The organism is Nonomuraea sp. NPDC049269 (genome assembly GCF_043197155.1).
Taxonomy (GTDB): domain Bacteria; phylum Actinomycetota; class Actinomycetes; order Streptosporangiales; family Streptosporangiaceae; genus Nonomuraea.
This window is the reverse complement of the sequence record NZ_JBICSO010000008.1, coordinates 640,178-666,361: the sequence shown is the minus strand read 5'-3', so window position 1 is coordinate 666,361 and position 26,184 is coordinate 640,178. Positions and strand designations below refer to the sequence as shown.

Genomic DNA, 26,184 nt, shown 5'->3' with positions numbered 1-26,184 from the left:
CCCGTCAAGACGCACCTTACTCATCGTTACCATTAAGCGGAAAATTCACCGCGCATTCCAGACGATATAAATCCGCGAGTAATCCGGCCGTCGGTCAGGAAGCAGGCGAACCACCCGGCAGACGCACGCCGATCCATTCGCCGACGGCCCAGGAGTCGTCGAGCTCCGTTCCGGTGATGGCTTCGGCCAGGTAGAAGGCGGCTCCTCTCGGATGCTCGCTCCACTCGTGGACGTCCACGCCGAGGCCGTTCGCCCAGTCGCGGATCTCCCGCGCCTCCGGGTCGTCAGCCAGGTCGTCCTCGCCGATGTCGTCGGCGTCGAAGTCATGGGTGATGCGGCCCTGGACGGCGTACGTGAGGTAGGTGCCGCGCTCTCCGGCGACGATGTTGAGCGCCTGCCCGCCCTGTGACAGTGCGGCGAGCACCGCGCCGTCGGCGCCGTGCCTGCTTCGCACCTCCAGCACCGCCACCCACCCCGCGACCTCGCGGATGAGCAGGCGCACGCCGACGGGGTCCGACGCGAAGCCGTCTTCGGCCTCATCCTGGACGGTCACCGCGCGGGGATGGGTCAAGTCCTCGCTCCGGGCGTCGAAGGCCTGGACGACCTCCGCCACTGTGGCGCCGGAAATCCAGGTGGCGCACATGAACTCGTCGAGCTGCGCCCAGGAATCACGGGCAGCGTGCATATGTGCTCCTCGATTGATGGTTCTCCGCCATGCTGAATTCGTGATCTTTTACCCCGATACTGGTTCCGCTCGCAAGACGCGGACAGCCGAGGAGGAACCAGGTGGAGGCCAAAGGTCGTACGGCCGAGATCATGATCGCGGAAGCCCGCAAGGCTTTCTGGGTGATGGTCGGGTTTCTCGCCGTCATCTGGCTGCTGCAGATCGTCAACTGGGCCTCGGGCTACGCGCTGAGCTACGACTACGGCATGCGGGCGTGGGATCCGGCGACCCTGCCGAACATGGTGTCGTCACCATTCCTGCACTGGAGCTGGGAACATATCGAAGCCAACTCGGGGCCACTGTTCATTTTCGGCTTCCTGTCCGCCTATCGGGGCGTCGCCAAGTTCCTCAGCGTGACGGGACTCATCATCGTGGTCAGCGAACTCGGCGCCTGGTTCACCTCCGATCCACGGGGGGTCGGCGTAGGCGCGAGCGGCGTCGTCTTCGGCTATTTCGGCTACACCCTGGTACGCGGCATATTCGACCGGCATCTGATCGACATCGTCGTGGGCGTGGTCATGGCCCTGTGCTTCGCCTATCAGTTCGCCGGGCTGCTGCCCCAGGAGGGCATCGGGTGGCAGGCCCACCTGTTCGGCTTCCTGGCCGGCGTGGTGGGCGGTTGGCTGTTCCGCGACCGCGACAGCCGGGCCCGGCCGGCTCCGGCCGCACCGGAACAGAACCCCCGATCCGCGCTGCTGAAGGAACTGGACGACCTCGGACTCTGACCAGGTGTTCAAAGGCAGCCCGTGCGAGCCGGGTAGACCCGTACCGTCTTGGGCTCGCCGCCGCCCTTGGCCGGACAGAGGCGCACGACGCTCGGCGCCGAGTCGTCGCGGTTTCCGTAGTTGTCGAAGGTGATGTTCCCGCTGGCGCCGCCGACCGCCGTGCCGCCGTGGACGAATCCGCCGAGCGCGGCGTTGATCCGGGAGGAGACGACCGGCTCCTTCGCGGTGAGTGTGTTGACGGCGCCGGCGACGACGGCCATGCCGTCGAAGCCCGCGATCGCCCACCCGCTGTCCAGATGCGCGGGATCGAAGCCGAGCGCGGCGAACGACTGCCGCAGGACCCTCATTCCTCCTTCTTTCGGCAGCAGGTCGGGGTCAGCCAACGGCGTGTAGATCAGGCGAACGGTCCCATCCACGAACATCGGGGTGCTCAGGGCCGCCACACGCTGCTGCTCGAGATTCGGATCGACCTCCGCGGCCCGCATCCGCCCAGCGTCCGAGGTGCTGAGCACCGTGATGCTGGTGAACCGGCACTGACCGAGCTCGGACTGGTCCGCGATGCTCTTGAGGAACTGCGGCAAATGGGTGGCCCGCGCGGCGTAGAAGACGCTCACCGGCCCCGCGCCGGCGCAGACGCGCTGCGCCGACTGCTTGACGGTCGCCGGGTCCCCCGGGTCGAACTTCACCTCCTGCAGCGGACGCGACTTCGGGTCGAACCTCGTATGTACGAGCGGCAGCGTCGTGCACGTGTACGGGTCGTCCATGGCGATCGGCGTCATGATGAAGGTGAGCGTTCTCCTACCCGGCCCCAGGTATTTGGCGAGCTGCTCGATCTGAACCGCGTTGCGGTAGGAGACCCGGTAGAAATAGCCCAGGCCGATGCCGTTCTTGTAGGTGTGTGATGGGTCGCAGCGCCCATAGTCGGGCCTGTCCTGCTGCGAGCCGTTCGCATCGAAGCCTTCGGCCGTGATCACGTTGCCGACCATGGGGATCTTGCGCTGCGCCAGCACCTGGGCGGCGTCGGCCGTCTCCTGCCGGCTCAGCCCCATGCCGGTCACGGCGACGACGCCCTCGTCGGCGAGCAGCTCGGCCACCCTGGTCGCCGCCTGTTCGCCGGCGCCCATCTGGGCCACCCGCAGCTTTATCGGATGCACGCACTCGGCCTTGTTCCCGTTGGCGTTCGCCTGCTCCGCGACAATGCCTTCGAGCTGGTGCAACGCCCGGCCGCCGCTCTCGGCCGACGTCAGGGTCAGCAACGCGCCGACCCACACCGCCTCGGCACCCGAAGCGCACGAGCCGTCCTTGGCCGCCTCGTTCTGCCGCGCGACCTTGCTCATCACATCCGTCAGCTCGCGGCGGTCGAAAGCGTACGGCCCCGCGGTGAGGCCAACGCATTCACCCTCCTGCTTCCATACGCCGTACAGCGGCTGCCACCCGCAGGAGAACCGGTCCGACAGCCACGGAACGCCCTTCACCACGCCTGGGATGAGGACACCGAAGGCCATGACGGCGCCGAGCGGGCGCCACCAGTGCCACCACTCCCTCGGGAACCGCTCCCGATTCGGCCAGATCCGCCATAGGTAAGTGCGGGTGCTCATGGTTGTCGGCTCCAGTCGGCGGATCCCGGGCGAGGACGGAGTGCCGCGGTCAGGCGAGGGCATCGGCGAGCTTCTGGTAACTCTGGGCGCGTTTGAGAAAGGAAAGCGGATCCACGTCGGAGAGCCGCCTGCACTCCTCGGCGGCGATGATGTAGCGGCCGCGGCACAGCCCCCGGTCACTGAGCAGGGGGTCGGCGAGCTGCCGCAGAGCGGTGACGAGCTGGGAGACCGCCGCGCAGCGCGGCTCCGTCGTCACATGCGCGGAAGCGGGTCGCGGTCGGAGATCGGGCGTGGCGACAATCCGATCGAGGCAGTCGAGCCACTCGATGCCCGAGACCTTGTCCAGCAGACTCAGCAGCTCGGCGACGACGGTCTCGCGGTTGCCCAGGGCCAGCTCGTGATGGAGTCTGCCGCGGATGTCCTGATCCGGCGTGTGGTCACGGAGCCGTTCGAAGACTCTGGTCCAGCAGGCCTGGTGGCTGTCCGGGCGCGCGGCCAGTTCGCGCAGCAGCAGAAAGCGGACGAACGGCGCCATCGCCCATGGACCCTCCTCAGCTGAGGAGATGGGCCACAGCGACGGTGAGACGAGCAGGATGGGCTCGCCCTGGACCGTGTTGTGCAGGAGCGGTGTCAGGCACTGCGCCTCATCGTTGTCCCGCGCCCCGGCCAGCGTGATCAGAGCCCCTCTGAGATGCTCGTCGAGGCGCCGCCGCGGGCTCAGATCCACCGTGATCTTGTTGATCAGGTAGGCGTCCATCGTCTGTTCCAGGTCCGGCAGGCGCTCCGAGAGCACCCGTCCCAGGTCGTCGATGAGTTCCGGATCGTCCCGGAGCCGGGCGAGCACGAGGTCCGTGGCCTCGGCATGCCCGCCGGTGAGCCGCCGGACGGCGCTGGTGATGGTGCCGGTGCCGAGAGAAGAGGGCCACCAGGTGAGATCCGCCTCCACGATGTGCTCGATGGCGTCGGTGGTGATGCCCTCGAGGAGCACGCGCAGCCACGGCCCGGACTTGTCGAGGTCGTCGGCGGACAGGCGGGTCAGCGCGGACTCGGGCCACTGCGCCGCCCGGCCGGACAGGCCGACCGCGTCCGCCAGTGTGTACCCTCCGCTGGCGGTGATCACGGTCAGGGGATCTCGGGGCACCTGGTGACGTGCCAGCTTGTTGCGTACTTTGACCAGGGTCTTCACGAACTGGGTGGCCGAGGGGACGTCGCCGTTGTCGAGCAGCACGACCGCGCGAGAGGGATGGTTGACCGCGCGGTCGAAGCTGTCGCGCAGGTCGGCCAGCAGCGCGGCCATCAACAGGCTGTCGACGTTTTCCCGCACACCGACGTTCCGCACCGCGGCCTGCAGACTGAGCCGGACCAACGCGTGTTCGGGGTCGTGGCAGAAGCCCTGGTCCTGGTGCTCGAACCAGGCCAACGCCTCCCGCCAGAGCAGCCTCGACCGCAGGCCCGACCTGCTCAGCCGCCCGGTCATCTCCTCGATGGTCCTGTCCAGGCCGGCGGCGTCGAGGCCGAGAGACCCTCCGGCCAGCGACAGCAGCCGGCGCAGCAGCGTGGTCACCAGGCTCGGGTCCTGGTAGTCGTTGATCCGCTGCCGCATGACGCTGGTGCTCTTCTTCGGATCGGCGTCTTCGATCGGTCCCGACATCGCGATGTGGGCCAGCACGCCCCGGGGGAAGGAGACCTGATAGCCGGGGGCCTCGGCGGTGAGGCCGAGCATGACGGCGGTCAGCACGGATCGCATGGAGTCGGAGTCGTCGCCCCTGACCAGCGGGTCCACCTTCACGATCGGGGTCTTCTTCGCCCATCGCCGCCACGTGTCGTCCAGCACGCGAGTGCGACCGGAGCCACCGACGCCTTCCAGAATCACAGTCGGGCGAGCGGCGTCCCGTCTGACCTGTGAGCCGCCCGCCACCTGGATGAACTGATCGATCAACGAAACCAGGCTCGACCGTACGGGGACATCCATGCGCGTCTCCTGTCCGAACCCACGACGGTGATGGACCTTTAATTCTGCGACAAACTCCAGAATGGATCTCGCAAATACAGCAACAAAGAAAAGCCGCCCGCTTTGCAGCGGCCCGTAGTGATTTATCGGGATATATAGAAAAGGTAGCTCACGCCGCTTTTAGTCCCCTTGTTAGCATTCTGGCGGGACACGTCCGCCAGGCGGACAAGATCATCACTGAGTGTCCCGCTGGAGGGGAGAGACCGCCCTGGCGTCCGCTTTGGAACGTTACATAGTGATATGAAAAGTAAAGCGAGGGTTGACCGTAGATGACTGGTAGTAGATAACGGTAACGGCACGGGCACGAAATCCGACCCTCGGAGACGCCGATGACGAGTGTCGACAGCCCCGCGATGGTCGGACGTGAAGCAGCGTTGCGAGCGCTCCTCGACGCGATCACCCGACCGCCCGCTGTGGCCCTGGTGGAGGGCGAGGCGGGGATCGGCAAGACCCGGCTGGTGCGCGCGGCCATCGACGTTCTGCGCGACGGCGGGCGCACCGTGCTGCTCGGCCACTGCCACCAGCTCAGGGAGCCCTTCCCGTACGGCCCGGTGCTCGACGCGCTGCGCCACGTCGCCGCCGCCCTGCCCGCGGCCGAGGCGCTCAACCCGGTGACCGGGGCGCTGCGCGGCTACCTCCCCGAGCTGGCCGGGCACCTGCCGCCGTCGCCACCACCTCCGCCGGTCGACGACCCGCGAGCCGAGCGGCACCGCCTGTTCCGCGCGGTCCACGCGCTGCTGGACGCCGCGGCGCCCGCCGTACTGGTGGTCGAGGACCTGCACTGGGCCGATGACGGCACCCGGGACCTGCTGCGGTTCCTCACCCACCAACCGCCCGAGGGCCTGGCGCTGGTGATGACCTTCCGGCGGGAGGACCTGCCCGTGCCCGGGCTGCCGCTGGGCCACGCCTACCGGCATCCGCCGGGCGCCAACAGCCTGGTGATCTCTCTCAAGCCGCTGGACGTCGAGGCCGTCAGAACCCTGACCAGCACGCTGCTCGGCCGCTCCCAAGTGACGGAGGACTTCGCCGCCAGGCTGCGCGAACGGACCGCCGGCGTCCCGTTCCTCATCGAGGAGGTCGTCCGCTCGCTGCTCGACGGCGACGGGCAGTTCCCCGGCGGCGTGGAGGAGCCGGAGTCGCTCGACCACATCGCGGTGCCGCTGCTGCTCCGCGAGGCGATGGCGGAGCAACTCGCCGGCCTGTCGCCGCCCGCGCTGCACGCGGTGCACGCCGCCGCCGTGCTCAAGGTGCCCGCCGACGAACGGCTGATCGCCGCCGTCTCCGGCGCCGCCGCCCCCACCGGGGCGGGCCTGCTCGAGGTGCTCAAGGCGGGCGTCCTGCTGGAGCACCCCGACGGCCAGTACGGGTTCCGCCACGCACTCGCCCAGCAGGCCGTCTACGACGCGATCCCCGGCCCCGACCGGCAGCTCACCCACAGGCGGGCCATGGCGGCGCTCACCGCGCTCGACCCGCCGCCACTCGTACAGCTCGCCTACCATGCCAGATGCGCGGGCGAGTACGAGGCGTGGCGGCAGCACGGCGGCGCCGCCGCGGACCAGGCGGCGGCCCTGGGCGACGTCCCGCTCGCGGTCGAGCTGCTGGAAGGCATGCTGGCCGATCCCAAGCTGCCACGCGAGGCCCGCGGTCCGCTGGCCCTCCAGCTCAGCCGGCTCGCGGCGATCGGGCTCTCCCATCGGCGCGCGGTGCGGATGCTACGACACCTGCTGTCGGACGACTTCCTGTCCAGGGAGGTCCGCGGCGAGGCCAGGCTGAATCTGGGCGTACTGCTGGCCAACCAGGCGGGCGCCATCGCGGAGGGACGCCAGGAGGTCCTCGCCGCGCTCCCCGACCTGGAGGACAGGCCCGGCATCGCCGCCAGGGGGCTGGCCCTGCTGGCGATGCCTGCCTACGGCGCCGAGCCGATCGCCACGCACAAGAAGTGGATGGACCAGGCCGAGAGCCTCCTCGTCAGCGTCGCCGACGAGAACCCCGAACTGACCGCCACGGTGCACGCCAACAAGGTCACCTTCGCCATGCTCGTGGGCTCGCCCGACGCCTTCGCACTGGCCGGCACGCTGCCCGTGAACGACCCGTCGGCAGCGGTACGCAGGCAGGTCGCGCGCGCCTACTCCAACCTGTGCGACGCGGCGACCGCGCTCGGCCACTACGGCCCGGCCGACCGGTTCGCGGGCGAGGGCAGGCGGATCGCCGAGGAGACCGGCGCGCTGTACCCCGCGTACCTGGTGGAGGTGTCGTCGATCAAGCTCGACTGGCTGACCGGGCGCTGGGACGGCCTTCGGGAGCGGGCGGCCGCGGTGGTCGAGGTGACCCCCGAGGCGCCGCTGCTCGCTGTGGACGCCCAGCTGGTTCTCGGCATGCTGGCGCTGGCCAGGGGCGAATGGGAGGAGGCGGAGGAACGCCTGGCGGCGGCCGGCCCGCGCGAGCTGGACTCGGCCTTCCTCCCGGTGGCCGCCGCCGCCTCCGGCGGGCTGGTCGAGCTGCACCTGATCCGCGGCTCCGTGGACGCCGCACTGGCGGAAGCGGACAGCGCGGTCACCAGGCTCCGGCGCAAAGGCGTGTGGGTGTGGGGCGAGCAGGTAGTGCCGGCGGCCGTCACCGCGCTGCTCAAGGCGGGGCGCTCCGACCAGGCCGCCGAGCTGGTGGCCGAGTTCGCCGCGGGCATCGAGGGCACGGACGCGCCGGCGGCCGAGGCGGCGCTGGAGTCGGCGCACGGAGCGCTGGCCGGGGCGGAGGGCCGGTTCGAGGAGGCCGCCCGCCGCCATGGCCAGGCCCACGCCGCTTACGAGGCGATGCGGAGGCCGTACGGGGCGGCACGGGAGGCCGAAGCCGAGGCGGGCGCGCGGCTCGAACTCGACGACGGGGAGGCCGCCGCGGAGATCATCGCCCGCGCGGGCGAGCGGTACACCGGGCTCGGCGCCACCCACGACGCCGCTCGCTGCCGCCATCTGCTGCGGGAGATCGGCGCGGGCAGCCCGATGCACGAAGGCAGGAAGGCCCGCGGGGGCAGGAAGGCTCGCGGGGTGCTGTCGCCGAGGGAGAGCGAGGTGGCCAGGCTGGTCGCGCTCGGCCAGACCAACAGGGAGATCGCCGTGGTGCTGTTCCTGTCGCGCCGCACGGTGGACACGCACGTGGCGCGGGTGCTGCAGAAACTCGGCGTCCGCACCCGCTACGAGGTGTGTCCGCCGCCATGAGCGAAGCCCCGGCCGGAGGACCGGCCGGGGCTGTGCCGCTGTGTGTCAGAGGGTGATGCTCCAGGTGTTCAGGTAGCCGGTGTCACCCGCGTAGACGTCGCTGACTTCGAGCACCCAGGTGCCCGCCGCCTGCTGGCTCACCGGGACCGAGTACGTCCTGGTGCCGTACGAGGTGCAGCTGGTGCCGCCGTACCTGTCGACCGCGTACCACGTGCCGTTCGGCCCGCGGAGCCAGATGTCGAGATCCTCCGCGCAGGTGTGGACGATGGTGACCGACAGCTGGACCGGCGAGACCGCCGAGCCCGTCGCCGTGGAGGTGATGGAGCTCCGTATCGTGCTGTAGTCGCTGATGGTGTAGTCGGTGCCGTTGGTGAACGTCCTGCCGCCCGAGGTGCCCGTCACCGTGAGCGCGTAGGTCGTGGTGTGCGTCGCCGTCACACCGGTGCCGGTCACGGTCACGTTGTACGAGCCGGCGGGCGTGGTCGCCGCGGTCGAGATCGTCAGGGTGGACGAACCGCCCGAGGTCACCGAGGCCGGGTTGAAGGTGGCCGAAGCGCCCGTGGGGAGGCCGCTCGCGGCCAGGTTCACGGCCTGCGCGGTGCCTGCCGTCGTGGTGGTGCCGATCGTGGTGGTGGCCGCGGACCCGGCCGTCACCGTGCCGGACGCCGGGCTGGCCGAGATCGAGAAGTCACGGGTCGCGGTGCCGACCTGGAGGGTGAAGGTCGCGGTGTGCGTGAGCGACCCCGTGCCGGTGACGGTGATCTGGTAGCTGCCCTGCGCCGTCGAGGAGCCGACGGACAAGGTCAGGGTGGAGGAGTTGCCGGAGGTGACCGACGAGGGGCTGAAGCCGGCGGTGACGCCGCTGGGCAGCCCGGACGCGGTCAGGTTGACCGTCTGGGCGCTGCCGGACGTGGTCTGGGTGCTGACCGTGGACGTCACCGACCCCCCAGGCTGGGCGCTGCCGGTCGACGGGGAGAGTGAGAGCGAGAAATCGTTGGTGGCCGTGCCACAGGCGGGCTCGCCCGTCGCCGCCGCCACGCTCACCGCGCTCCACGCCGCCTTGGTGGTGTTGCACTCGGCGCTGTTGGCGCCGAACAGCTCGATCGCGGCCGCGACCGATGCCGCGCGGGCGTTGGTGTAGCGCCAGGTCGAGGTCTTGCGGTTCAGGGCTCCCATGTAGATCTGGCCGGCCTTCTGCACGCCGACACCGGTCACCGACGACGGACCGCCGGAGCAGATCGGGCTGGTCGGCTTGCCGCCGCCGGGGTTGTTGCCCTCGGCCAGCAGGTAGAACCAGTGGTTCAGCGGACCGGCCGCCGCGTGCACCTCGGTGCTGGGGATCGAGGAGGAGTAGCAGTTCGGGTCGCCGAGCGCGCTCGGGTTGTACATGTTGCGGATCGGCCCGTCGCCGACGAGGTCCACCTCTTCGCCGACCAGGTAGTCCGGCGGGTCGTTCGGGTTGTTGGCGTAGGCCTCGGTGAGGGCGCCGAAGATGTCACCGGTGCCCTCGTTGATGCCGCCGTTCTCGTTGCCGGAACCTGCGCCACCGGGCGTGGTCTGGAAGATGGCGTGCCCGAACTCGTGCGCCACCACGTCGATGTTGCTGGCCTGCCGGGCGTTGTCCTGGCTGTGGCCGAAGTTGGTGTAGCTGCCGTTCCAGTAGGCGTTGACGTCGGCCAGGCCGACGCGCGCGGGGAAGCCCCGGCCGCTGCCGTTGATGCCGTTGCGGCCGAGCCAGGCACCCAGCATGTCCCACTCGCGCTGGACGGAGTAGAGCGCGTCGACGCAGGCCGTCTCCAGGTTGGTGCCCGAGGCGTTGCCCCACGCGTCGTCGGTGCCGGTGTAGGCGGTGCCGCCCTGCCCGCCGCACTGGATGCCGGGCCTGGTCGTGTCGGTCATCGAGTACGAGCTGCCGGAGCCGCTCGTGTTGATGGTGACCTGCCCGTAGTAGTAGCCGTTGCCGCTGCCCTCGCGCACCTGGTCGTAGGAGTCGGCGATCTTGCCGGTGCGGGCGTCCACGAACACGTGCTGAATGCTCGGCCGGCCCTTGACCAGGCCGCTGACGACGGCCTCCCAGGTCAGCGCGGGCTTGTCGCCCCAGGTGAGCACCACCAGGCGCGGGGCGGCGGAGTCGTCGACGCGCGAGAGCCGGGTCTTCGCCACCTCGGTGGCCTTCTCCGCGCTGATCCTGGCCTGGGTCTGCACGTCCGGGCTGCTCGGTCCGGCCGCCGCGACGGTGTCGCGCACGTGGCCCGCCGAGTCGGTGACGACGACCGCGTCCCCGCCGATCACCGGCAGGCCCTTGTAGGTGCGCTCGTAGCCGACGAAGAACATGTCGCTGGTGCCGCGGGTGACTGACACGCGGCTGTACGCCTCGTCAGGTCCCTTGGCCAGTTTGTCGAGCCCGCTGGAGACGGCCTTGTCGGCGACCGCCGCCGCGAGCGAGGCCGGGTCGGCCGCCGCTCGTACCTGCGCGCTGGAGTTGTCCTTGCTGGCTCCGGGTGGGGCAGCGTTCGCGGGAGGAACGAAGACAGACATCGACGCGGCCGTGGCGAGTCCCACGGCCGCGGCGGCTAAGGCGGTGCGTTTCACGCGTCGTGCTCCTTTCGGCATTTCCCGGGCGCCACGACGTGCGCGCACGCCGACCACCACGCCGCAGGGATCGCCTGGGCCACGGAGCCGACCGGGAAAAGGGGGGTGGGTGAGCATGCCGTTTCACCTTGCTGCCGCCAGACGCTAGGCGCTGCGCTCGGGCCTGCAAATCCGTATGTGCATCGGTAGGCATACCGATGTTTTCGGAACGCGCTGGTCACGGACCCCCGGGGAGGAGCGGCGGCCGTCAGGCTCCGTCGGCGCGCGTCAAGCTGTGGCAGGCGATCGCGGCGGCGGCCACCACGTTGAGGGAGTCCACCCCGGCGGCCATGGCCGCCGGGCTCATCGGGATGCACACCGACTCGTCCGCTTCGCGCATCCAGCGGGACGACAGACCATCACCTTCGGAGCCGAGGAGCAAGGCCACCCGCTCCCCCATCTTCACCTTGTCTATGGGGGTCACGCGCTGATCGGGCGTCAGCGCCAGCAGGGTGTAACCCGCCGTACGGATCCGCTCCAGGCCGCCGTACCAGTCGTCCATCCGCCCGTACGGGATGGAGAAGACCGCCCCCATCGAGACCTTCACCGACCGCCGGTACAGCGGATCGGCGCACCGGGGCGACAACACGATCCCCTCCACCCCCAGGGCGGCCGCGCACCTGAAGATCGCGCCCACGTTCGAGTGGTCCACGAGGTCCTCCAGGACCACGACGCGTGACGTGCCCGCCAGCACCTCCTCCACCGGCGGCAGTGGCAGGCGCTCCATCGACGCCAGCGCCCCCCGATGCACCTGGAACCCGGCGACGCCCAGCATGGTCTCGTCGCTCACCACGTACACCGTCGCGTCCCCGAGTACGTCCGCCAGTGGCTCCAGCCAGCGGGGAGTCGTCAGCACCGATCTGATCGGGTAGCCGGCGGCGATCGCGCGTCTGATCACCTTCTCGCCCTCGGCCACGAACAGGCCGCGCTCCGCCTCCAGGCTCTTGCGCAGGTCCACGTCCCTGAGCCGGGTGTAGTCGGTCAGGCGTGGGTCGGCGGCGTCGGTTACGTAGTCAGGCACCTTCAGATACTGCCACGACGCGCATGACCTGCCAGACCACCGCATAGCAGGTGAGCACCAGGCAGAGGCCGACCAAGGTGCCCGCGCCCACCTTGGTGACGACGCTCGCCAGGCCGAGACGGGGGTTGGGCTCGTCGACCAGGGGCCAGAGGAAGGCGCCCGCGACGGTGCCGACCGTACACAGCACGAGGACCGCCCGCCGTAGCGCCGAGTGGATCCGCAGCCGGGCGGGAACGGTCGCGGCGGACATCCGGGTGAGGCCGCGCCAGGCCCACCACACGACGATGGCCAGGCCGATCACCGAGGAGGTGTACTGGAGCAGGCGGAACAGCCGCACCACCCCGAACACCGACACCGAGAGCCAGGAACCCCACTCCTCCGGACCGGTGGAGTGGGTGAAGGAGTCCCACAGGACGTGGGAGGCGGCGCCGATCACGGCGCCGGACACGACGGACGGAAGGTCACGGAGGCGCGGCGGGCGCAGGGTCGCGGCCCGGCCCGCGAGGGCGGGCGGGAGCAGGGAGATCAGCGGTTCGCGGAAGAGCAGGTGGAACAGGCCCAGCAGGATGAGGACGGCGGCCAGGTCGATGGTGATGACGCCGTGGTAGGAGTGCCAGTCGCTGTAGTCGGGCAGGAACGGCAGGAAGATCGGGAGGTCGGGAACCATCGCCCCGATCGCCAGTGCCCACGGGTTCGCCAGGCGGCGGAGCAGGGGCGACGACATCAGCGGGAGCACCGCTGCCATGTGACTGGGCGTGAACGGCACCGGCTCCGACCCCTCCCCCGTGGCTGATCTTCGTAGATTACCTCGCGAACCTTGAACAAGCTTTGCCCGCAACCCTTAAAGTCACGATTAGTAATGGGTAGCTTACGTATCGCTGTCGACGGCCGGGAGCCGGGATTCGGGGGTTCGAGGTGCCTGAACAGCGAATTCACGCTCATCCGGCCGCGTCAGCCGACTGGCTGCGTGCTGCGCGCGTGGCTCGCTCGCTCTCGGTGGGCACTCTCGTCTGGCTGGCGGTGGAGAGCTCGCTCGGCCTGGCCGCGGGGCTGTCGGCGCATTCGGTGGCGCTGATCGGCTGGGGACTGTCGGCTCTCGTGGAGGCGGCGGCGAGCCTGATCGTCGTCTGGCGCTTCACCGGCTCGCGCACGCTGTCGCCGAGCGCGGAGCGCAGGGCGGGACGGGCGGTGGCGGTGAGTTTCTGGCTACTGGCGCCCTATCTGGTGATCCACGTCGCTCATGATCTCGATGCCGGCCACCGGGCCGTGCCGACCGTGCTGGGCATCGTGGTGACGGCGTTCAGCTTGGTCAGCATGCCTGTGCTGGGGCTGGCCAAGCGGCGGCTCGGTCGGCGGCTCGGGTCCGCCGCGACCTCCGGAGAGGGCACCCAGAACCTCATCTGCGCCGCGATGGCGGCGGGAGTTCTGACCGGGTTGTGGCTGAACACGCTCGGCTGGTGGTGGGTCGATCCGGTGGTGGCGGTGGCGCTGGCGGGAGTCGCAGCAAGGGAGGGAACTCGGGCCTGGCGTGGTCACTCATGCTGCCATTGACCGTCACACCAGGTAATCGCCGCACCAAACGGGCTGTTTTGCCACAGTAAGCGCACCGAGTATCGTTCCGGAAGTATTGCGGAGCATCTCCCGCTAGGGTCTCCGAAAGGTCCCGACACACCGAAGAGGACATCGTGGGGCGACACCGCACAGACGAGCTCGATGGCGGCTACCAAGCCCAGGAACCGACTCCCCGAAAGCGTGGGAACGGTGGTGGCCGCGGCAAGGTGTTCGTCCCGCTCGCCGGAGCGGTCGCACTCGCTGTGCTCCTGGGCGTCGCGGCATTCGTGATCTTCAACCGCGACCATGACTGTTCGAACGGCAAGCTGGCGCTCCGCGTCGTCGCGACCCCGGACATCCAGCCCGCGCTCAACAAGATCGCCGGCAACTACAACAAGGCCATGCACTCGATCGACAGCCGCTGCGTCGAGGTGACGGTGGCCAAGGAGGCCGCGGCACGGACCGCGAACGCGCTGGCCGCCGGCAAGATCAACGCTGATCTGTGGGTGGCCGACTCCAGCCTCGTCGTGTCCAGGCTCCGTGGCCAGGCCGCGGGTGCCACGCTGCCGGAGTCCACCGGCTCGGTCGCCACCTCGCCGGTCGTGCTGGTGACCGCCAAGGCCTCGGCGGCCAAGCTGGCCAGCAGCCTCCAGCCGAGCTGGGCGGGCGTCATCGCGGCGGCGAACGTCGCCAATCCGGACGGACCCGGCAAGAAGATCCGCGTGCTGGCCCTCGACCCGCAGAAGAACTCGGCCGGGATGGCCGCGCTGCTGGCCGCCGCGGGCCAGGCTCAGCAGGCCGGTCAGGGCAAGGCGCTGGTGGGCGCGCTCAAGGAGCTGTCGGGCCAGCTCGTCGCCGACCCGACCGCGCTGCTGGCGAGCCTGACCGTGAAGTCCGGGAGCAAGGTCCCGATCGGCGTCACGTCCGAACAGACCATCTACCTCTACAACACGAAAAAGCCAGACAACCAGGTGGTGCCGCTCTACCCGGCCGAAGGCACGCTCAGCCTCGACTACCCGATCGTGATCGTCACCAAGGACGCGGCGATACAGAAGGCCGCCACGGCGTTCCAGCAGGAGCTCGGCACCGAGTCGGCCCACCGGACGCTGCGCGACCAGGGCTTCCGCACGCCTGACGGCAAGGCCGGTGACGCCCTGTCCAAGGACAAGGGCTTCAATCCGGCCAAGCCCGAGGCGCTGCCCGCCCCCGACGACAAGACGGTGGTGAGCATGGCGCAGACCTGGTCCCGGCTGAATCTCGGCACCCGCCTGCTCACCCTGGTCGACGTCTCGGGCACGATGGCGCTGCCGGTCCCCGGCACGAAGATCACCCGCATGCAGGCGATCAGCAAGATCGCCGTCGAGGGGCTCGGGCTGTTCCCCGCCGACGCGGAGATCGGGGTGTGGACGTTCTCCACCCACCTCGACGGGCAGGGCAAGGACTGGCGCGAGCTGGTCTCGGTCGGACCGCTCAGCGAGAGCGTCAACAGCGTGCTCCGCAAGGACGCCATAGCCAGGCAGTTCTCGACGGTCCAGGCCAAGCCCACGGGCGACACGGGGTTGAACGACACGCTCAAGGCCGCTTATGCGGAGATGTCGAAGTCGTACCAGGAAGACAAGATCAACACGATTGTGGTCCTCACCGACGGCGCCGGCAACGACGATCCGGACGGCGGACTGACGAATAAGCAAATCCTGAATTATCTCAAGAAAACGTATAACCCCAAGCGCCCGGTCAGCATCCTGCTCATCGCTTTCGGCCCCGACGCCCCGAAGGGCAAGCAGCAAATGGACGCCGTCGCGCAGGCGACCGGCGGCGAGGCGTATATCGCCAAGAATGTGCTGCAGGTGCGCGACTTCTTCCTCCAGGGCATGCAGCGCCGCCTCTGCGCCCCCCGCTGCGACGGCTGACTTCCGACAAAACCGCAGCCTTTCTGTTACGGCCAGCATGGGCCAGCCCCACCCACCGACCGGGGCTGGCCCCTGTCCAGGGACACGCTCCTGCGGTTTACGTGACCGGGCGCCGTGACGTGCGCCTCTTGACCCTTGCCTCTCCTTTCTCACCCCGAGTCACATCTGACCCTGTTTCCCCAGCTCATGCCTGTTAGGCATGGACCCGCACGCGGTGGTAACCCCGCTTGACCGGGGAGGCGTCCAACCCGCCGTGGAGGCTTTCGCCTCCGACCTGCGGGGAGGAAACGTGTCTGGATGGCCGGCTGTTGACCGCGGTGACGATCAACAGGTGGTTGACGAGCTTCGGATGGGTGCTGTCGAAGGCGCTGCCAAGCTCTATGACGCTTATGCGGAGCGATTGCACGATTACGCGTGCTCTCTTACCGGAGAACGCGACGCCGCGGCCGATTCCGTGCATGACGCGCTGGTCACCGCGCATGGGTGCGTATCCCGGTTGAAGGAGCCCGGCCGGCTCAGAGCCTGGCTGTATGCGTTGACCAGGTTCCAGGCCGCCGCCCGGCTGGCCCACAGGAGCGGCTCGGCGAGATCCGACAGCGTGCCGTTACCGGTTTTCGACGAGCCGGAGGACCCCGAACTCGCCGAACTCGTGCACGACGCGCTAGGCGAGCTGAGGATGAGCGAGCGCGAGGTTCTGGAACTGTCGCTGCGGCACGGGCTCACTCCGGCCGAGGTTGGGGCGGTGCTCGGTCTGACCTCTCGTCAGGCCGCCACCCGGCTCGGCCGGGCTCGTGACCATCTGGAGAACGGCGCCGCCGCCGTGATCCTGGCCAGGACCGGGCGGGCGCACTGTCCCGACCTGTCGGCGCTGCTGGACTCCTGGGAAGGGCCGCTCACCCCGTTGCTGCGACGGCGGCTGTCGGGGCACATCTCCGGGTGCGAGGTGTGCACGGAGGGACGGCATCGGCAGGTGGCGGCCGCACGGCTGCTCGACCTGGTGCCGGTGGCGTTTCCCCCCATTTCGCTGCGCCGGCGGGTGGTCGACACCTGCGTGAACCCGGAGCGGGACCAGACCCGGACACTGATCACCGATCGGGGCGACAGCTTCGACCGCACGGGGTTCCCGGTGGCGGCCGAGCGGCGGTCGCGGCGCCGCAGGCCGCGCCGCCTCGCGCCGGTGTTGCTGGCCGGCGCGGCGGTTCTCGCGGCGACCGGGGCGATGGTCGTGATGAACACCGCAGACCCCGCCAAGACCGCGCTGCGCGTGACCCCCGCCCCTTCGGCCTCCCCCTCGACCTCTCCTGACGAGCTGACCGGCACCACGCCCGACCCCGCGCTGGAGGACGACAGCACGCCCGCCCCCGATCCGTCGCCCACGTCCTCCCACACCGGCTCTCCCACCGGCGTACCGAGCACGAGGCCCGCCGCCACCGCCGCGACCACCAGGCCGGCGACCGCTCCGACGGCCACCCGCCGGCGGACCGTGCGCGGCGCCCGGTTCGCCGCCTCCTGCCCGGAGAGCGTCGACGCCGCCGCGAAGATCGGGTTGAGTGCGCGCAACGCCACCGTCACGTGGAGCGCGACCGCGTCGGCGGGGCTGGAGGTGCTGCCCGCGAGCGGGTCGATCAAGGCGGGCGGCTCGGTGGCGATCTGGGTCACGGTCGACGACCCGGCCACCGGCGGCAGCGGCACGGTCTCGTTCAGCTCCAACGGCGGCGCCGCGAAGTGCTCCTTGTCGTGGGGCGGTGGCCCGGAGCAGACCCCGGAACCGCCTACCGACCAGCCGACGGTCGGCCCCGACTCAACCGAGACGCCCAGCGGCCCGACGCAGAGCACGTCCGTGGACAACGTCCAGGTGGGCCCGGCACACGACTCCTGACGGTCCGACAAGCCGCCATTCCCCCCTGCGCGACAGAGCACCGCTATCGGGACGATGCAGCCATACGGCGTTACATTCCTCCTGATAGGGCGCAGAAATCCTGACTGCCGGCCGTCGAATCCCCTCCCCCGGATCAGCGTGACCGGTGGGCCATGAGTACACTTACGTTACAAAAGGGGAGAAAACGGACCTTAGCTCGAAGATCTTGCGGCATATAGGGCATCCTTGGGGTTTGGGGACCGCAACGGAGGCCGGATTCAGCTGGGCATGTGTCGAACACCACATGCGAAATATTTGCCTGCCGGTAAACCGGAGCGTGTCGCCAAGCGTCGGCATTGACGTGTCCACGGGTGGATTGGTCCCATGAAATGCGATCAATCGCGCCTTTACCCAGCTAGATCCAGGAGAGAGACGGTAGATGCTCAAGCACCGCAGAGCGTTGACGTGGCTCCTCGCGCTCGCCTGCATCGCGGGAGCGGTGATCGCGCTGTTCGACATCCAGACACCGCTGCGCCCGTTCCTCATCTCTCTTTTCCTTCTGGTGGTGCCAGGAGCGGCAGTCGTAGGACTGTTGCGTGATCGTGACCCACTTGCCGCACTATCAGTAGGCGCTGCGGCAAGTCTCGTGCTTAACGTGCTTCTTGCTCAAGCCATGCTGCAGTTCAACGCATGGTCGCCCCGGGCGGGGGTGGCGACGGTCGCCGTGCTCGGTGGCTTCATGTACGTGCTTCGCGTGTTGTACCGGGGGAAGAACATGCAGACCGAACAGGGGGCCAGGGCAAGGTGAAGATCACAGTAGTCCGCCCCGGAGACCTCGGAGAGTCCGAGCGGGCCCGGTGGCGCGCGCTCCAGAAGGCAGACACGAGCCTGGACAATCCCTTCCTCTCCGTCGAGTTCGCCCTGGCGATGGATCGCCTGCGGGATCGGGTGCGGGTCGCGGTCATCCAGGACGAGACCGGCATCGCCGGCTTCTTCCCCTACGAACGGCACAGCTTCGGCATCGGCAAGCCGCTCGGCGGCTTCCTCACCACCTGCCACGGCCTCATCTCCGTCCCCGACCTGAGGTTAGAGGCCAAAGCCCTGCTGAGGGCCTGCAAGCTGAGTGTCTTCGACTTCGACCACCTGGTCGCGGGGCAGCCGACGTTCGCGCCTTATGAGAGCGACGTACGCCCGGCGCCGGTCATGGACTTCACCCAGGGCTTCGACGCCTGGCTCCAGCAGGTGAAGACCAATTCCCCCAAGAACCTGAAGACCGTGCGCTACAAGGAGCGCAAGTTCGGCAGGGAGCAAGGTGGGCTGCGCTTCGAATGGGCTTCGGCCGATCCGGAGGTGCTGCGTACCCTGCTCGCGTGGAAGTCCGATCAGTACAGGCGGACGGGCCGGGTCGACCGGTTCGCCCAGCCCTGGATCGTCGAGCTGATCGATCTGATGTTCGCCGAGAAGTCGGCCGACTTCTCGGGCGTCCTGACCATGCTGTACGCGGGAGACGTGCCGGTCGCCGGCCATTTCGGGCTGCGCACGGCCACCACGCTCGTCGGGTGGTTCCCCGCCTACGACACGGAGTTCGCCCGGTATTCACCGGGCATCGTGCACCATCTGCAGATGGCAGAGGCCGCCGCGGCGGCCGGTCTGCACATGGTGGACATGGGCAAGGGCGGCAAGGAATACAAGGACTGGCTCAAGAGCGGGGTGCTGTACGTCGCCGAGGGCCGCGTCTCCCGACCCTCCGCTTCGGCGGCGGTGCACTGGATGGGCAGAACTCCTTTCAACAAAGCCCGAACAATTGTCATGGACCGGCCGTCTCTTTATAGGGCAGCCGATCGCGTCCTGAAGGGCTTCGGTCGGGTGCGCAGCTCTTTGCACCAGGAATCATCGAACGCAGTCGTCAAGGAACCAACGGGAGCGCGCTGAGCGCTCCCACCCTCACAGCAAACCCCGCGCAACCCTCGCTCTCAGAGGACCCTTCATGCACCGTCCGCAGCACCGCCATTCCTCCCGCGCCCGGGAGTGGCTGCGTCCGGCCCGCGTGGTGGGGTCTCGGAAGGAAATTCCCTCACCATGAGTCCCGACATCAAGCACAACGGCAAAGTGCAGGTCGCGCCCCTGCGATCGATGCCGCCGATTGAGCGTTTCACACCCGTCACCCCTCACCTGGCCATCTCTCCGACGGTGAGTGTGGTGGTCCCGGCCATGAACGAAGCGGACAACCTGCCGCACGTCTTCGCCACACTGCCACAGTGGATCGACGAGATCATCCTCGTCGACGGCAACTCCGTTGACGAGACGGTGGCGGTGGCCAGACGCCTGCGGCCCAATGTGAAGGTGATCACCCAGACCGGCAAGGGCAAGGGTGACGCCTTGGCGGCCGGCTTCGCGGCGGCCAGCGGCGACATCATCGTGATGATCGACGCCGACGGCTCCACCGACGGCCACGAGATCATCACGTTCGTCGGCGCGCTGGTGACCGGCGCCGACTTCGTCAAGGGTTCGCGCTACGCCGCCGGTGGCGGCAGCGACGACCTGACGTTCGGCCGCCGGTTGGGCAACAGGGTCCTCACCGGCATAGTCAACGTGATGTACGGCACCCAGTACACCGACTTGTGCTATGGCTACAACGCCTTCTGGGCGCGCCACCTGGAGGCGCTCGACCTCGACTGCGACGGCTTCGAGGTGGAGACCCTGCTGAACGTCCGCGCCGCCAAGGCCGGATTGAAGGTGCACGAGGTGCCGAGCCACGAGCGCAACCGGATCCACGGCGAGAGCAACCTGCGCGTCGTGCGTGACGGCATGCGTGTGCTGACGACCATCCTGCGAGAGTGGCGCCGCCAGCCCGCCCCGCCGCAGCCCAAGCCCGCCACTGCTCCGGCCGCGGACCGGGGTGTCGCGTAAGAAGGTCCGTTGTGAAGACGTCTGTTGTCATCTGCGTATACACCGACGAGCGGTGGGAGGACATCAGGCAAGCCGTCGAGTCGGTCGAGCAGCAGCGATGCCGGCCACGCGAGCTGATCCTGGTCGTCGACTACAACCCGGACCTGCACCTGAAACTCAAGCGTGCCTACCCACAGGCCATTGTGGTGGAGAACACGCACGAGCAGGGGCTGTCCGGCGGCAAGAACACCGGCGTGGCCACGGCCACCGGTGAGATCGTCGCGTTCCTCGACGACGACGCGGTCGCCGATCCCGGGTGGCTGGAGGCTTTGGAGGAGGGTTTCCAGGATCCGGGCGTCGTCGGCGTCGGCGGTCGTACCGATCCGCTGTGGGCGTCCCAGCGCAGACCGCGCTGGTTCCCGTACGAGTTCGACTGGACGGTCGGCTGCTCCTACCGCGGCATGCCCGCGGTAAAGGCGCCGATCCGCAATGTGATGGGCGGCAACGCCGCCTTTCTGCGCGAGGTCGTCTCCGAGGTGGGTGGCTTCCACAGCGGCATCGGGCGCAGCGTACAGGGCCGCAAGAGCCGGCCGCTGGGCTGCGAGGAGACCGAGTTCTGCATCAGGCTGAGCCAGCGCAAGCCCGGCTCGGTCATGCTGTTCGAGCCGCGCGCGCTGATCGGGCACAAGGTGTCGCGGCAGCGCGAACGGTTCGCCTACTTCAGGTCCAGGTGCTACGCGGAGGGACTGTCCAAGGCCCTGGTCACCAAGGAAGTGGGCACCCAGGACGGGCTGGCCAGCGAGCGGGCGCACGCGCTGAAGACGCTGCCGCTCGGCGCGCTGCGGGGCGTCGGCGAGGCGTTCCGCGGCGACGTCGGCGGGCTCGGCCGGGCCGCCGCGATCGTGGTCGGTCTGGCCTGGACCACCTGGGGTTACGTGGTCGGTTCGGCACGGCTGAAGGCGGTGCGCGCATGATCCGCGTACCGATCCTGATGTACCACTCCGTCGCCGACAACCCGAACGACGAGACGCGCCCCCACTCGGTACGGCCGTCGGACCTGGACGAGCAGCTGGCCTACCTGTCGGAGAGCGGGTTCACCCCGCTCACGCTGGGTGATCTGGTGGCCTCGTTGAACAACAACAACGGCAGGAGTATGCCGGCCAAGCCGATCGTGCTGACGTTCGACGACGGCTACGCCGACTTCCACAGCCACGCGCTGCCGATGTTGGACCGCTACAAGTTCCCGGCCACGGTCTTCCTGACCAGTGGCTGGGTGTCGGACGCCGGGGACGACGCCGCGGGCCGGCCGCTGGACGACATGCTCACCTGGGGCCAGGCCCGCGAGGCCGCCCAGACCGGCATCGAGATCGGCGGCCACAGCCACAGCCACCCGCAGCTCGACCAGCTCCGCACCGACGAGCTGCGCCAGGAACTACGCCGGAACAAGGGCCTGCTGGAGGACATGATCGGCACCCCCGTCGCCACCATGGCCTATCCCTACGGCTACTCCAGCGCCCGCGTGCGCCGCGAGGTGCGCAAGGCCGGCTATTTCGCCGCCTGCGCCGTGAACAACACCATCGCCGCCGACCGACACGACATGCTGGCCATCCCCCGGCTGACCGTGGCCCGGCACACGTCCATCAGCATGTTCAAGCGCGCCGTCGAGGGCAGCGCCGTCCCCCTGATCTACCTGAAGGAGCGGGTCCTCACCAAGGGCTACGCGATCGTCAGGCGCACGAGGTACGGCCTGCAGCGGGTGCGTGGCCATGTCTAACCTCTGGGGGAGAGTGCTGCGCGACCTGCGTAGCCCGCTGTTCCGAAACGGTTACGCGCTGATGGCCAACACGGCGATCACCGCGACGCTCGGCATGGGCTACTGGCTGCTGGCCGCCCATTTCTACACGCCCGAGGAGTTCGGCCGCGGCCAGGCGATGATCACCGCGATGCGGCTGTTCGCGTCGCTGACCGCTCTGGGCCTGGTGGGCGCGCTCTCGCGCTTCCTGCCACTGGCGGGCCGCCGCATCCCCGAGCTCATCCTGCGGGGGTACGGCCTGGCGGCGGCGACCGGCGGCGTTGCGGCACTCGGCTTCCTGCTGACCCTGCCGCTGTGGGGGCAGACCTACTCGGTGCTCGGCGGGTTCGGGCCGGGGCTGTTCTTCCTGGCCTCGGTGCTGGTCTGGTCGGTGTTCACGTTGCAGGACGTGGTGCTGACCGGCCTGCGCGAGGCCACCTGGGTGCCGCTCAACAACCTGGTCTTCGGCCTGGCCAAGATGGGGTTGCTGGTCGCGATGGCCGGCGCGCTGCCCGACGGCGGCATCTTCACCTCCTGGATGGTGCCGACGGCGCTCGCGCTGATCCCGGTCAACTGGCTGATCTTCGGCGTCATCGTCCCCCGGCACATGAAGCGGACCGAGACCGTCCAGGAGCCGCCGCGCCTGCGCGAGATCGGCCGGTTCCTGGCCGGCGACTTCCCCGGCACGCTGTCGATCCTGGCGATCGTCTACCTCGTTCCCACCGTCGTCGCGACCCGGGTGGACGAGGCCACGTTCGGCCGCTTCTCCATGGCCCACACGCTGGCCAGCATGATCGAACTGCTGGCCATGAACATGGCCGTGTCACTGACCGTCGAGGGCTCCTTCGACCGATCGCAGCTGGCCGAGAACTGCCGCCGGGCGCTGCAGCGGGCCTTTATGATCATCGTACCGATCATCGTGGTGGTGCTCGCCGGCGCGCCGCTCATCCTGAGCATCTTCGGGGACGGCTTCGCGGCGGTTGGTACGACGCTGCTGCGGCTCATGGCGCTGGCCGTGCTGCCGCGGGTGCTGATCGAGGTCTATCTGAGCGTGTTGCGGGCGCAGAGCGACGCGCGGAGATTGGCCGCCGTGCAGATCGGGCTCGCGGTGTTCGTGGTGGTCTCGATCTTGGGGCTGTTCCCGTTCGCCGGAGTCAATGCGGTGGGGTACGGCTTGCTGCTCAGCGAGACCCTGATGGCACTTTTGATCTTCAAATCTCTACGCAAAATACTCATTCTTGGTGATATGCGACAGGCTAGCGTCACTCAGGGGTCGTCCGGGGCCGCATGATGGTCAACGTGAGGCAACGTGACGGCGATGGCATGACAACGGGGATCACGGGCTCTTCCGAGCCCATGGGCGACTCCACAGACGGCGCAGAGGAGGAAACGGGCGTGGCCTTCGATCCGGATGCCACGGGCGTCATCCCGCGCCTGCCGCGCCTGGACGGCTCGGACAGCCCCGCGTCCGGCTCTTCCGCCGAGGTCACCGATGGTGACGACGAGGAGGAGCCGGGCACCCTGCCCGCGCTACGCCTGCCTGCCACCCTCCACATCGGCTCACCGCCGAAGCCGGAGGGCACAAAAGACACAGCCACAAAAGCCTCGAAGGACTCAAAGGGCTCGAAGGACGCCGCGCCCGAGCCCGCCGCGGATGGCGCCGCCGCGGGGACCGTGCCGACGAAAGTGGCCGCTCCTAAGGTGACCGCCCCGAAGCCGGCCATACCGGAGGCGACCGCCCCGAAGGCGCCCGTTCCGGAGGCCGCCGCCTCGGAGGTGGCCCCTGAGGTGGCTGCCCCGAAGCCAGACGTCCCGGAAGCGGCCGCCCCAAAGGCGCCCGGCCCGAAGGTAACCGCCTCGGAGGTGGCCGCCCCCAAGGGGACCGCTTCAAAGGCGCCGGTCGCGCGACTGTCCGTGGAAGCTCCCCCGGAGTCCCCGGCTCCCGCGAAGGCACCCGTCCAGCCCGCCACCGACCCCCCGGCCAAGACCGCGGTCAACGCCCCGGCCAAGACCCCCGCCAAGACTCCTGCCGAGGCGCCCGCCAAGGCGACGGGGTTGGGTGGACGGGTGGGGCAGTTGGTGCGGAGCGCGCCCACCTGGCTCCCCGCGCTGCTCACGGTCGAGGGCCTGGTCATGTACATCCTGGCCCTGCGCGTCGCCCCAGGTCCGCTGCGCGGCGTCAACCCGGCCGACATCAACGGCCTCGGCCTGATCGCCGCCCTCCCGGCCAGCGCGTTCGCCGCGATCCTGATCATGCTGGTGTCGTTCTTCGTGACCGTCGCCCAGAGCACGGACCGCAAGTTCCTGCTGCTGTTCCAGATCGCCGTCATCACGTTCGCCCTGCACGGCGCCGGTTCGCTGGTGGCGAGTGAGCCCAGGTTCCCCACGGCGTACATCCACGCGGGCTTCGTCGACTTCATCGGCCGGACCGGCGAGACGGCGATCAACATCGACGCCCGCATGGGCTGGCCGGGCTACTTCGCGCTGTTCGCCTTCGTGACGAAGGCCGCCGGCATCACCGACATGACCACGATCCTCCAGTGGACGCCGCTGCTGACGAACCTGCTCTACCTGTTGCCCTTCGTGCTGATCCTGCGTCAGGTGGTGGCCACCACGCGGGCGCGCTGGTTCGCGGCGCTGCTGTTCGTGCTGGTGCAGTGGATCGGGCAGGACTACTTCTCGCCACAGGGCTTTACCTTCGCCCTCTATCTGGCCTTCGTCGCGATCCTGTTGCGCTGGTTCGGGCGGGTGGAGCCGCGGACCAAGCCGATCGCGCCGAAGGGGCTGCGTAAGCTGCTCGGCCGCCTCGACGCGATGACGCCCGGCGAGATCGCCAACACCGGCACGTTCCGGGCCGACCGGCTGCTGATGCTGATGATGCTGCTCGCGCTGTTCTTCGCGGCGACGGCATCGCACCAGATCACGCCGTTCATGATGCTCGGCGTGCTGACGGCGTTCCTCATCTTCAAGCGGACCAAGCTGACGTGGGCGCTGCCGTTCTTCCTCGGCCTGGCCGTGCTGGCCTGGATCAGCTACGAGACCGTGGGGTTCTGGGCGGGGCAGATCAACGCGATCTTCGGCGGCCTGGGCAGGATTCTGACGAACCTGCAGACCAACACCGGCGACCGCATCGCGGGCAGCGACCCGGCGCACGCGCTGGTGTTGCAGGCGCGGCTGGGCATCCTGGCCGTGATCCTCCTGCTGGCGGCGGTGGGCCTGCTCAGGCGGCTGCGGCGCGGGGTGTTCGACCGGGCGGCGCTGATCCTGCTCTGCGTGCCGGTGCTGGCGCTGGGGCTGCAGAGCTACGGCGGCGAGATCGGGCTGCGCATCTACATGTTCGCGCTGCCCGGCGCCTGTCTGCTGGCCGCGTACGCGTTCTTCCCGAACCTGCCCGCCGACAGCGCGGACGTGCGCGAGGAGACCGTGCCCATCCGCAAGCGGAACGTGCGCTTCAACCCCGAGCTGACCAGGAAGCTGTCGGTCGTGCTCGCGGCCTGTTTCGCGGTGCTGTTCGCGGGGGCGTTCCTGGTGGCCCGCTATGGCAACGAGAAGTTCGAGCGGGTGACGACCGGCGAGGTCGCCGCGATGCACTACATCTACGCGCACGACAAGCCGAGCGCCAAGGTCCTCTACCTGACGGCCAAGGAGGGCCCCGAGGTCACCCCGACGCTGCCATGGGGCGAGAAGGACATCGAGCTGGTCAACTTCAACGGCCAGGCACTCGTGTACAAAGATCCGACGCAGATCGCCAAGGCGGTGGCGACGCTCAAGGCCAGCCCGCGCAACACCTATCTTGCCGTCAGCACCGGTCAGATCAGCTACCTGCAGCTCAACGAAGGCTTCCCGGAAGACTGGGGCGCCAGGTTCCGGGCCGCACTGGACGCCTCGCCGGATGTCAAGAAGGTCTTCTCCAACAGCGACGCCGCCTTGTACACGTGGAAGAAGTTCGTCAAGGGCACCGAGATCCCGGATCCCCAGCCGTACAAGGGGCGCGGCGACCCCACTTCGCCATGGACGCCGGTCGGTCTCGCGGCACTGGCCCTGACCTGGGCGAGCATGTTCGGTTACGAGGTGATCCGGCTCAACGGGCCGAACCGGGCGGTCAGGGCGCGCAGGGTGTTGCTGTGGGTGTCCATACCGGCGTTCGCCGTGGCCGTGGCCGTGATCATCGAGCGATTTATCTATATCGCATCAAAAAACTAGATTCACAGGAAACCCTCAGGTTTTGCGGAATGATGTTCGCTGATGAGGACACATCCCGC

Annotated in this window: 18 protein-coding genes; 12 read left to right on the top strand and 6 right to left on the bottom strand. The window is 68.9% G+C overall.

The window, feature by feature from the left end; translation table 11 throughout:
• Window positions 1-94: 94 nt before the first annotated feature.
• Window positions 95-685: a DUF6461 domain-containing protein gene (locus ACGFNP_RS42625; RefSeq protein WP_393328569.1), complete on the bottom strand. Its 591-nt coding sequence runs from the start codon at window positions 683-685 to the stop codon at window positions 95-97.
• Between the two features lie 101 nt (window positions 686-786).
• On the opposite strand from ACGFNP_RS42625, the gene ACGFNP_RS42620 reads away from it, so the two are divergent.
• Complete coding sequence (locus ACGFNP_RS42620) at window positions 787-1,449, top strand: rhomboid family intramembrane serine protease (protein ID WP_393328566.1); 663 nt, start codon at window positions 787-789, stop codon at window positions 1,447-1,449.
• An 8-nt stretch (window positions 1,450-1,457) separates the two neighbouring features.
• Here the strand turns inward: ACGFNP_RS42620 and ACGFNP_RS42615 are convergent, their stop codons facing one another.
• Together ACGFNP_RS42615 and ACGFNP_RS42610 are read right to left on the bottom strand one after the other, a co-directional pair.
• Entirely contained in the window at window positions 1,458-3,047 is a 1,590-nt protein-coding gene (locus ACGFNP_RS42615; protein WP_393328563.1) for an ABC transporter substrate-binding protein, read from the bottom strand.
• Window positions 3,048-3,096: 49 nt separating this feature from the next.
• Window positions 3,097-4,986, bottom strand: a complete 1,890-nt coding sequence (locus ACGFNP_RS42610) for a hypothetical protein (protein ID WP_358322430.1) — start codon at window positions 4,984-4,986, stop codon at window positions 3,097-3,099.
• Between the two features lie 401 nt (window positions 4,987-5,387).
• Here ACGFNP_RS42610 and ACGFNP_RS42605 point away from each other — a divergent pair, with 401 nt between their 5' ends.
• On the top strand, window positions 5,388-8,270 hold the full coding sequence (locus ACGFNP_RS42605) for an ATP-binding protein (RefSeq protein ID WP_393328560.1): 2,883 nt from the start codon (window positions 5,388-5,390) through the stop codon (window positions 8,268-8,270).
• A gap of 45 nt (window positions 8,271-8,315) precedes the next feature.
• Here the strand turns inward: ACGFNP_RS42605 and ACGFNP_RS42600 are convergent, their stop codons facing one another.
• The 3 genes from ACGFNP_RS42600 to ACGFNP_RS42590 form a co-directional block, all read right to left on the bottom strand.
• Window positions 8,316-10,862, bottom strand: coding sequence for a M4 family metallopeptidase (locus ACGFNP_RS42600; protein WP_393328557.1), 2,547 nt, complete (start codon window positions 10,860-10,862; stop codon window positions 8,316-8,318).
• A 247-nt stretch (window positions 10,863-11,109) separates the two neighbouring features.
• Complete coding sequence (locus tag ACGFNP_RS42595; RefSeq protein WP_393328555.1) at window positions 11,110-11,922, bottom strand: TrmH family RNA methyltransferase; 813 nt, start codon at window positions 11,920-11,922, stop codon at window positions 11,110-11,112.
• Window positions 11,915-12,688 (bottom strand): DUF4184 family protein, encoded by a 774-nt coding sequence (locus tag ACGFNP_RS42590; protein WP_358322442.1) that lies wholly within the window; start codon window positions 12,686-12,688, stop codon window positions 11,915-11,917. Before ACGFNP_RS42590 ends, ACGFNP_RS42595 begins: the two co-directional genes overlap by 8 nt.
• A 212-nt stretch (window positions 12,689-12,900) precedes the next feature.
• Here ACGFNP_RS42590 and ACGFNP_RS42585 point away from each other — a divergent pair, with 212 nt between their 5' ends.
• The 10 genes from ACGFNP_RS42585 (at window position 12,901) to ACGFNP_RS42540 (ending at window position 26,125) form a co-directional block, all read left to right on the top strand.
• Window positions 12,901-13,473 carry a cation transporter gene (locus ACGFNP_RS42585; RefSeq protein ID WP_358322444.1) on the top strand — a complete coding sequence of 191 codons (573 nt, stop codon included), beginning with the start codon at window positions 12,901-12,903 and terminating at the stop codon, window positions 13,471-13,473.
• Between the two features lie 134 nt (window positions 13,474-13,607).
• A complete protein-coding gene (locus ACGFNP_RS42580) occupies window positions 13,608-15,383 on the top strand; it encodes a substrate-binding domain-containing protein (RefSeq protein ID WP_358322447.1) in 1,776 nt (591 codons plus the stop codon).
• Between the two features lie 349 nt (window positions 15,384-15,732).
• Window positions 15,733-17,262 carry a sigma-70 family RNA polymerase sigma factor gene (locus ACGFNP_RS42575; protein WP_393328550.1) on the top strand — a complete coding sequence of 510 codons (1,530 nt, stop codon included), beginning with the start codon at window positions 15,733-15,735 and terminating at the stop codon, window positions 17,260-17,262.
• Between the two features lie 418 nt (window positions 17,263-17,680).
• Window positions 17,681-18,049: a hypothetical protein gene (locus ACGFNP_RS42570; protein WP_214637201.1), complete on the top strand. Its 369-nt coding sequence runs from the start codon at window positions 17,681-17,683 to the stop codon at window positions 18,047-18,049.
• Complete coding sequence (locus tag ACGFNP_RS42565; protein ID WP_358322453.1) at window positions 18,046-19,173, top strand: GNAT family N-acetyltransferase; 1,128 nt, start codon at window positions 18,046-18,048, stop codon at window positions 19,171-19,173. The genes ACGFNP_RS42570 and ACGFNP_RS42565 overlap by 4 nt, the downstream gene beginning before the upstream one ends.
• Window positions 19,174-19,320: 147 nt before the next feature.
• A complete protein-coding gene (locus ACGFNP_RS42560) occupies window positions 19,321-20,151 on the top strand; it encodes a glycosyltransferase family 2 protein (protein ID WP_358322456.1) in 831 nt (276 codons plus the stop codon).
• An 11-nt stretch (window positions 20,152-20,162) separates the two neighbouring features.
• Window positions 20,163-21,104 carry a glycosyltransferase gene (locus tag ACGFNP_RS42555; RefSeq protein ID WP_358322458.1) on the top strand — a complete coding sequence of 314 codons (942 nt, stop codon included), beginning with the start codon at window positions 20,163-20,165 and terminating at the stop codon, window positions 21,102-21,104.
• Window positions 21,101-21,904: a polysaccharide deacetylase family protein gene (locus ACGFNP_RS42550; protein WP_219530358.1), complete on the top strand. Its 804-nt coding sequence runs from the start codon at window positions 21,101-21,103 to the stop codon at window positions 21,902-21,904. The genes ACGFNP_RS42555 and ACGFNP_RS42550 overlap by 4 nt, the downstream gene beginning before the upstream one ends.
• Complete coding sequence (locus ACGFNP_RS42545) at window positions 21,897-23,213, top strand: hypothetical protein (RefSeq protein ID WP_358322461.1); 1,317 nt, start codon at window positions 21,897-21,899, stop codon at window positions 23,211-23,213. Before ACGFNP_RS42550 ends, ACGFNP_RS42545 begins: the two co-directional genes overlap by 8 nt.
• Before the next feature lie 104 nt (window positions 23,214-23,317).
• Window positions 23,318-26,125, top strand: coding sequence for a hypothetical protein (locus tag ACGFNP_RS42540; RefSeq protein WP_393328544.1), 2,808 nt, complete (start codon window positions 23,318-23,320; stop codon window positions 26,123-26,125).
• Window positions 26,126-26,184 lie beyond the last annotated feature (59 nt).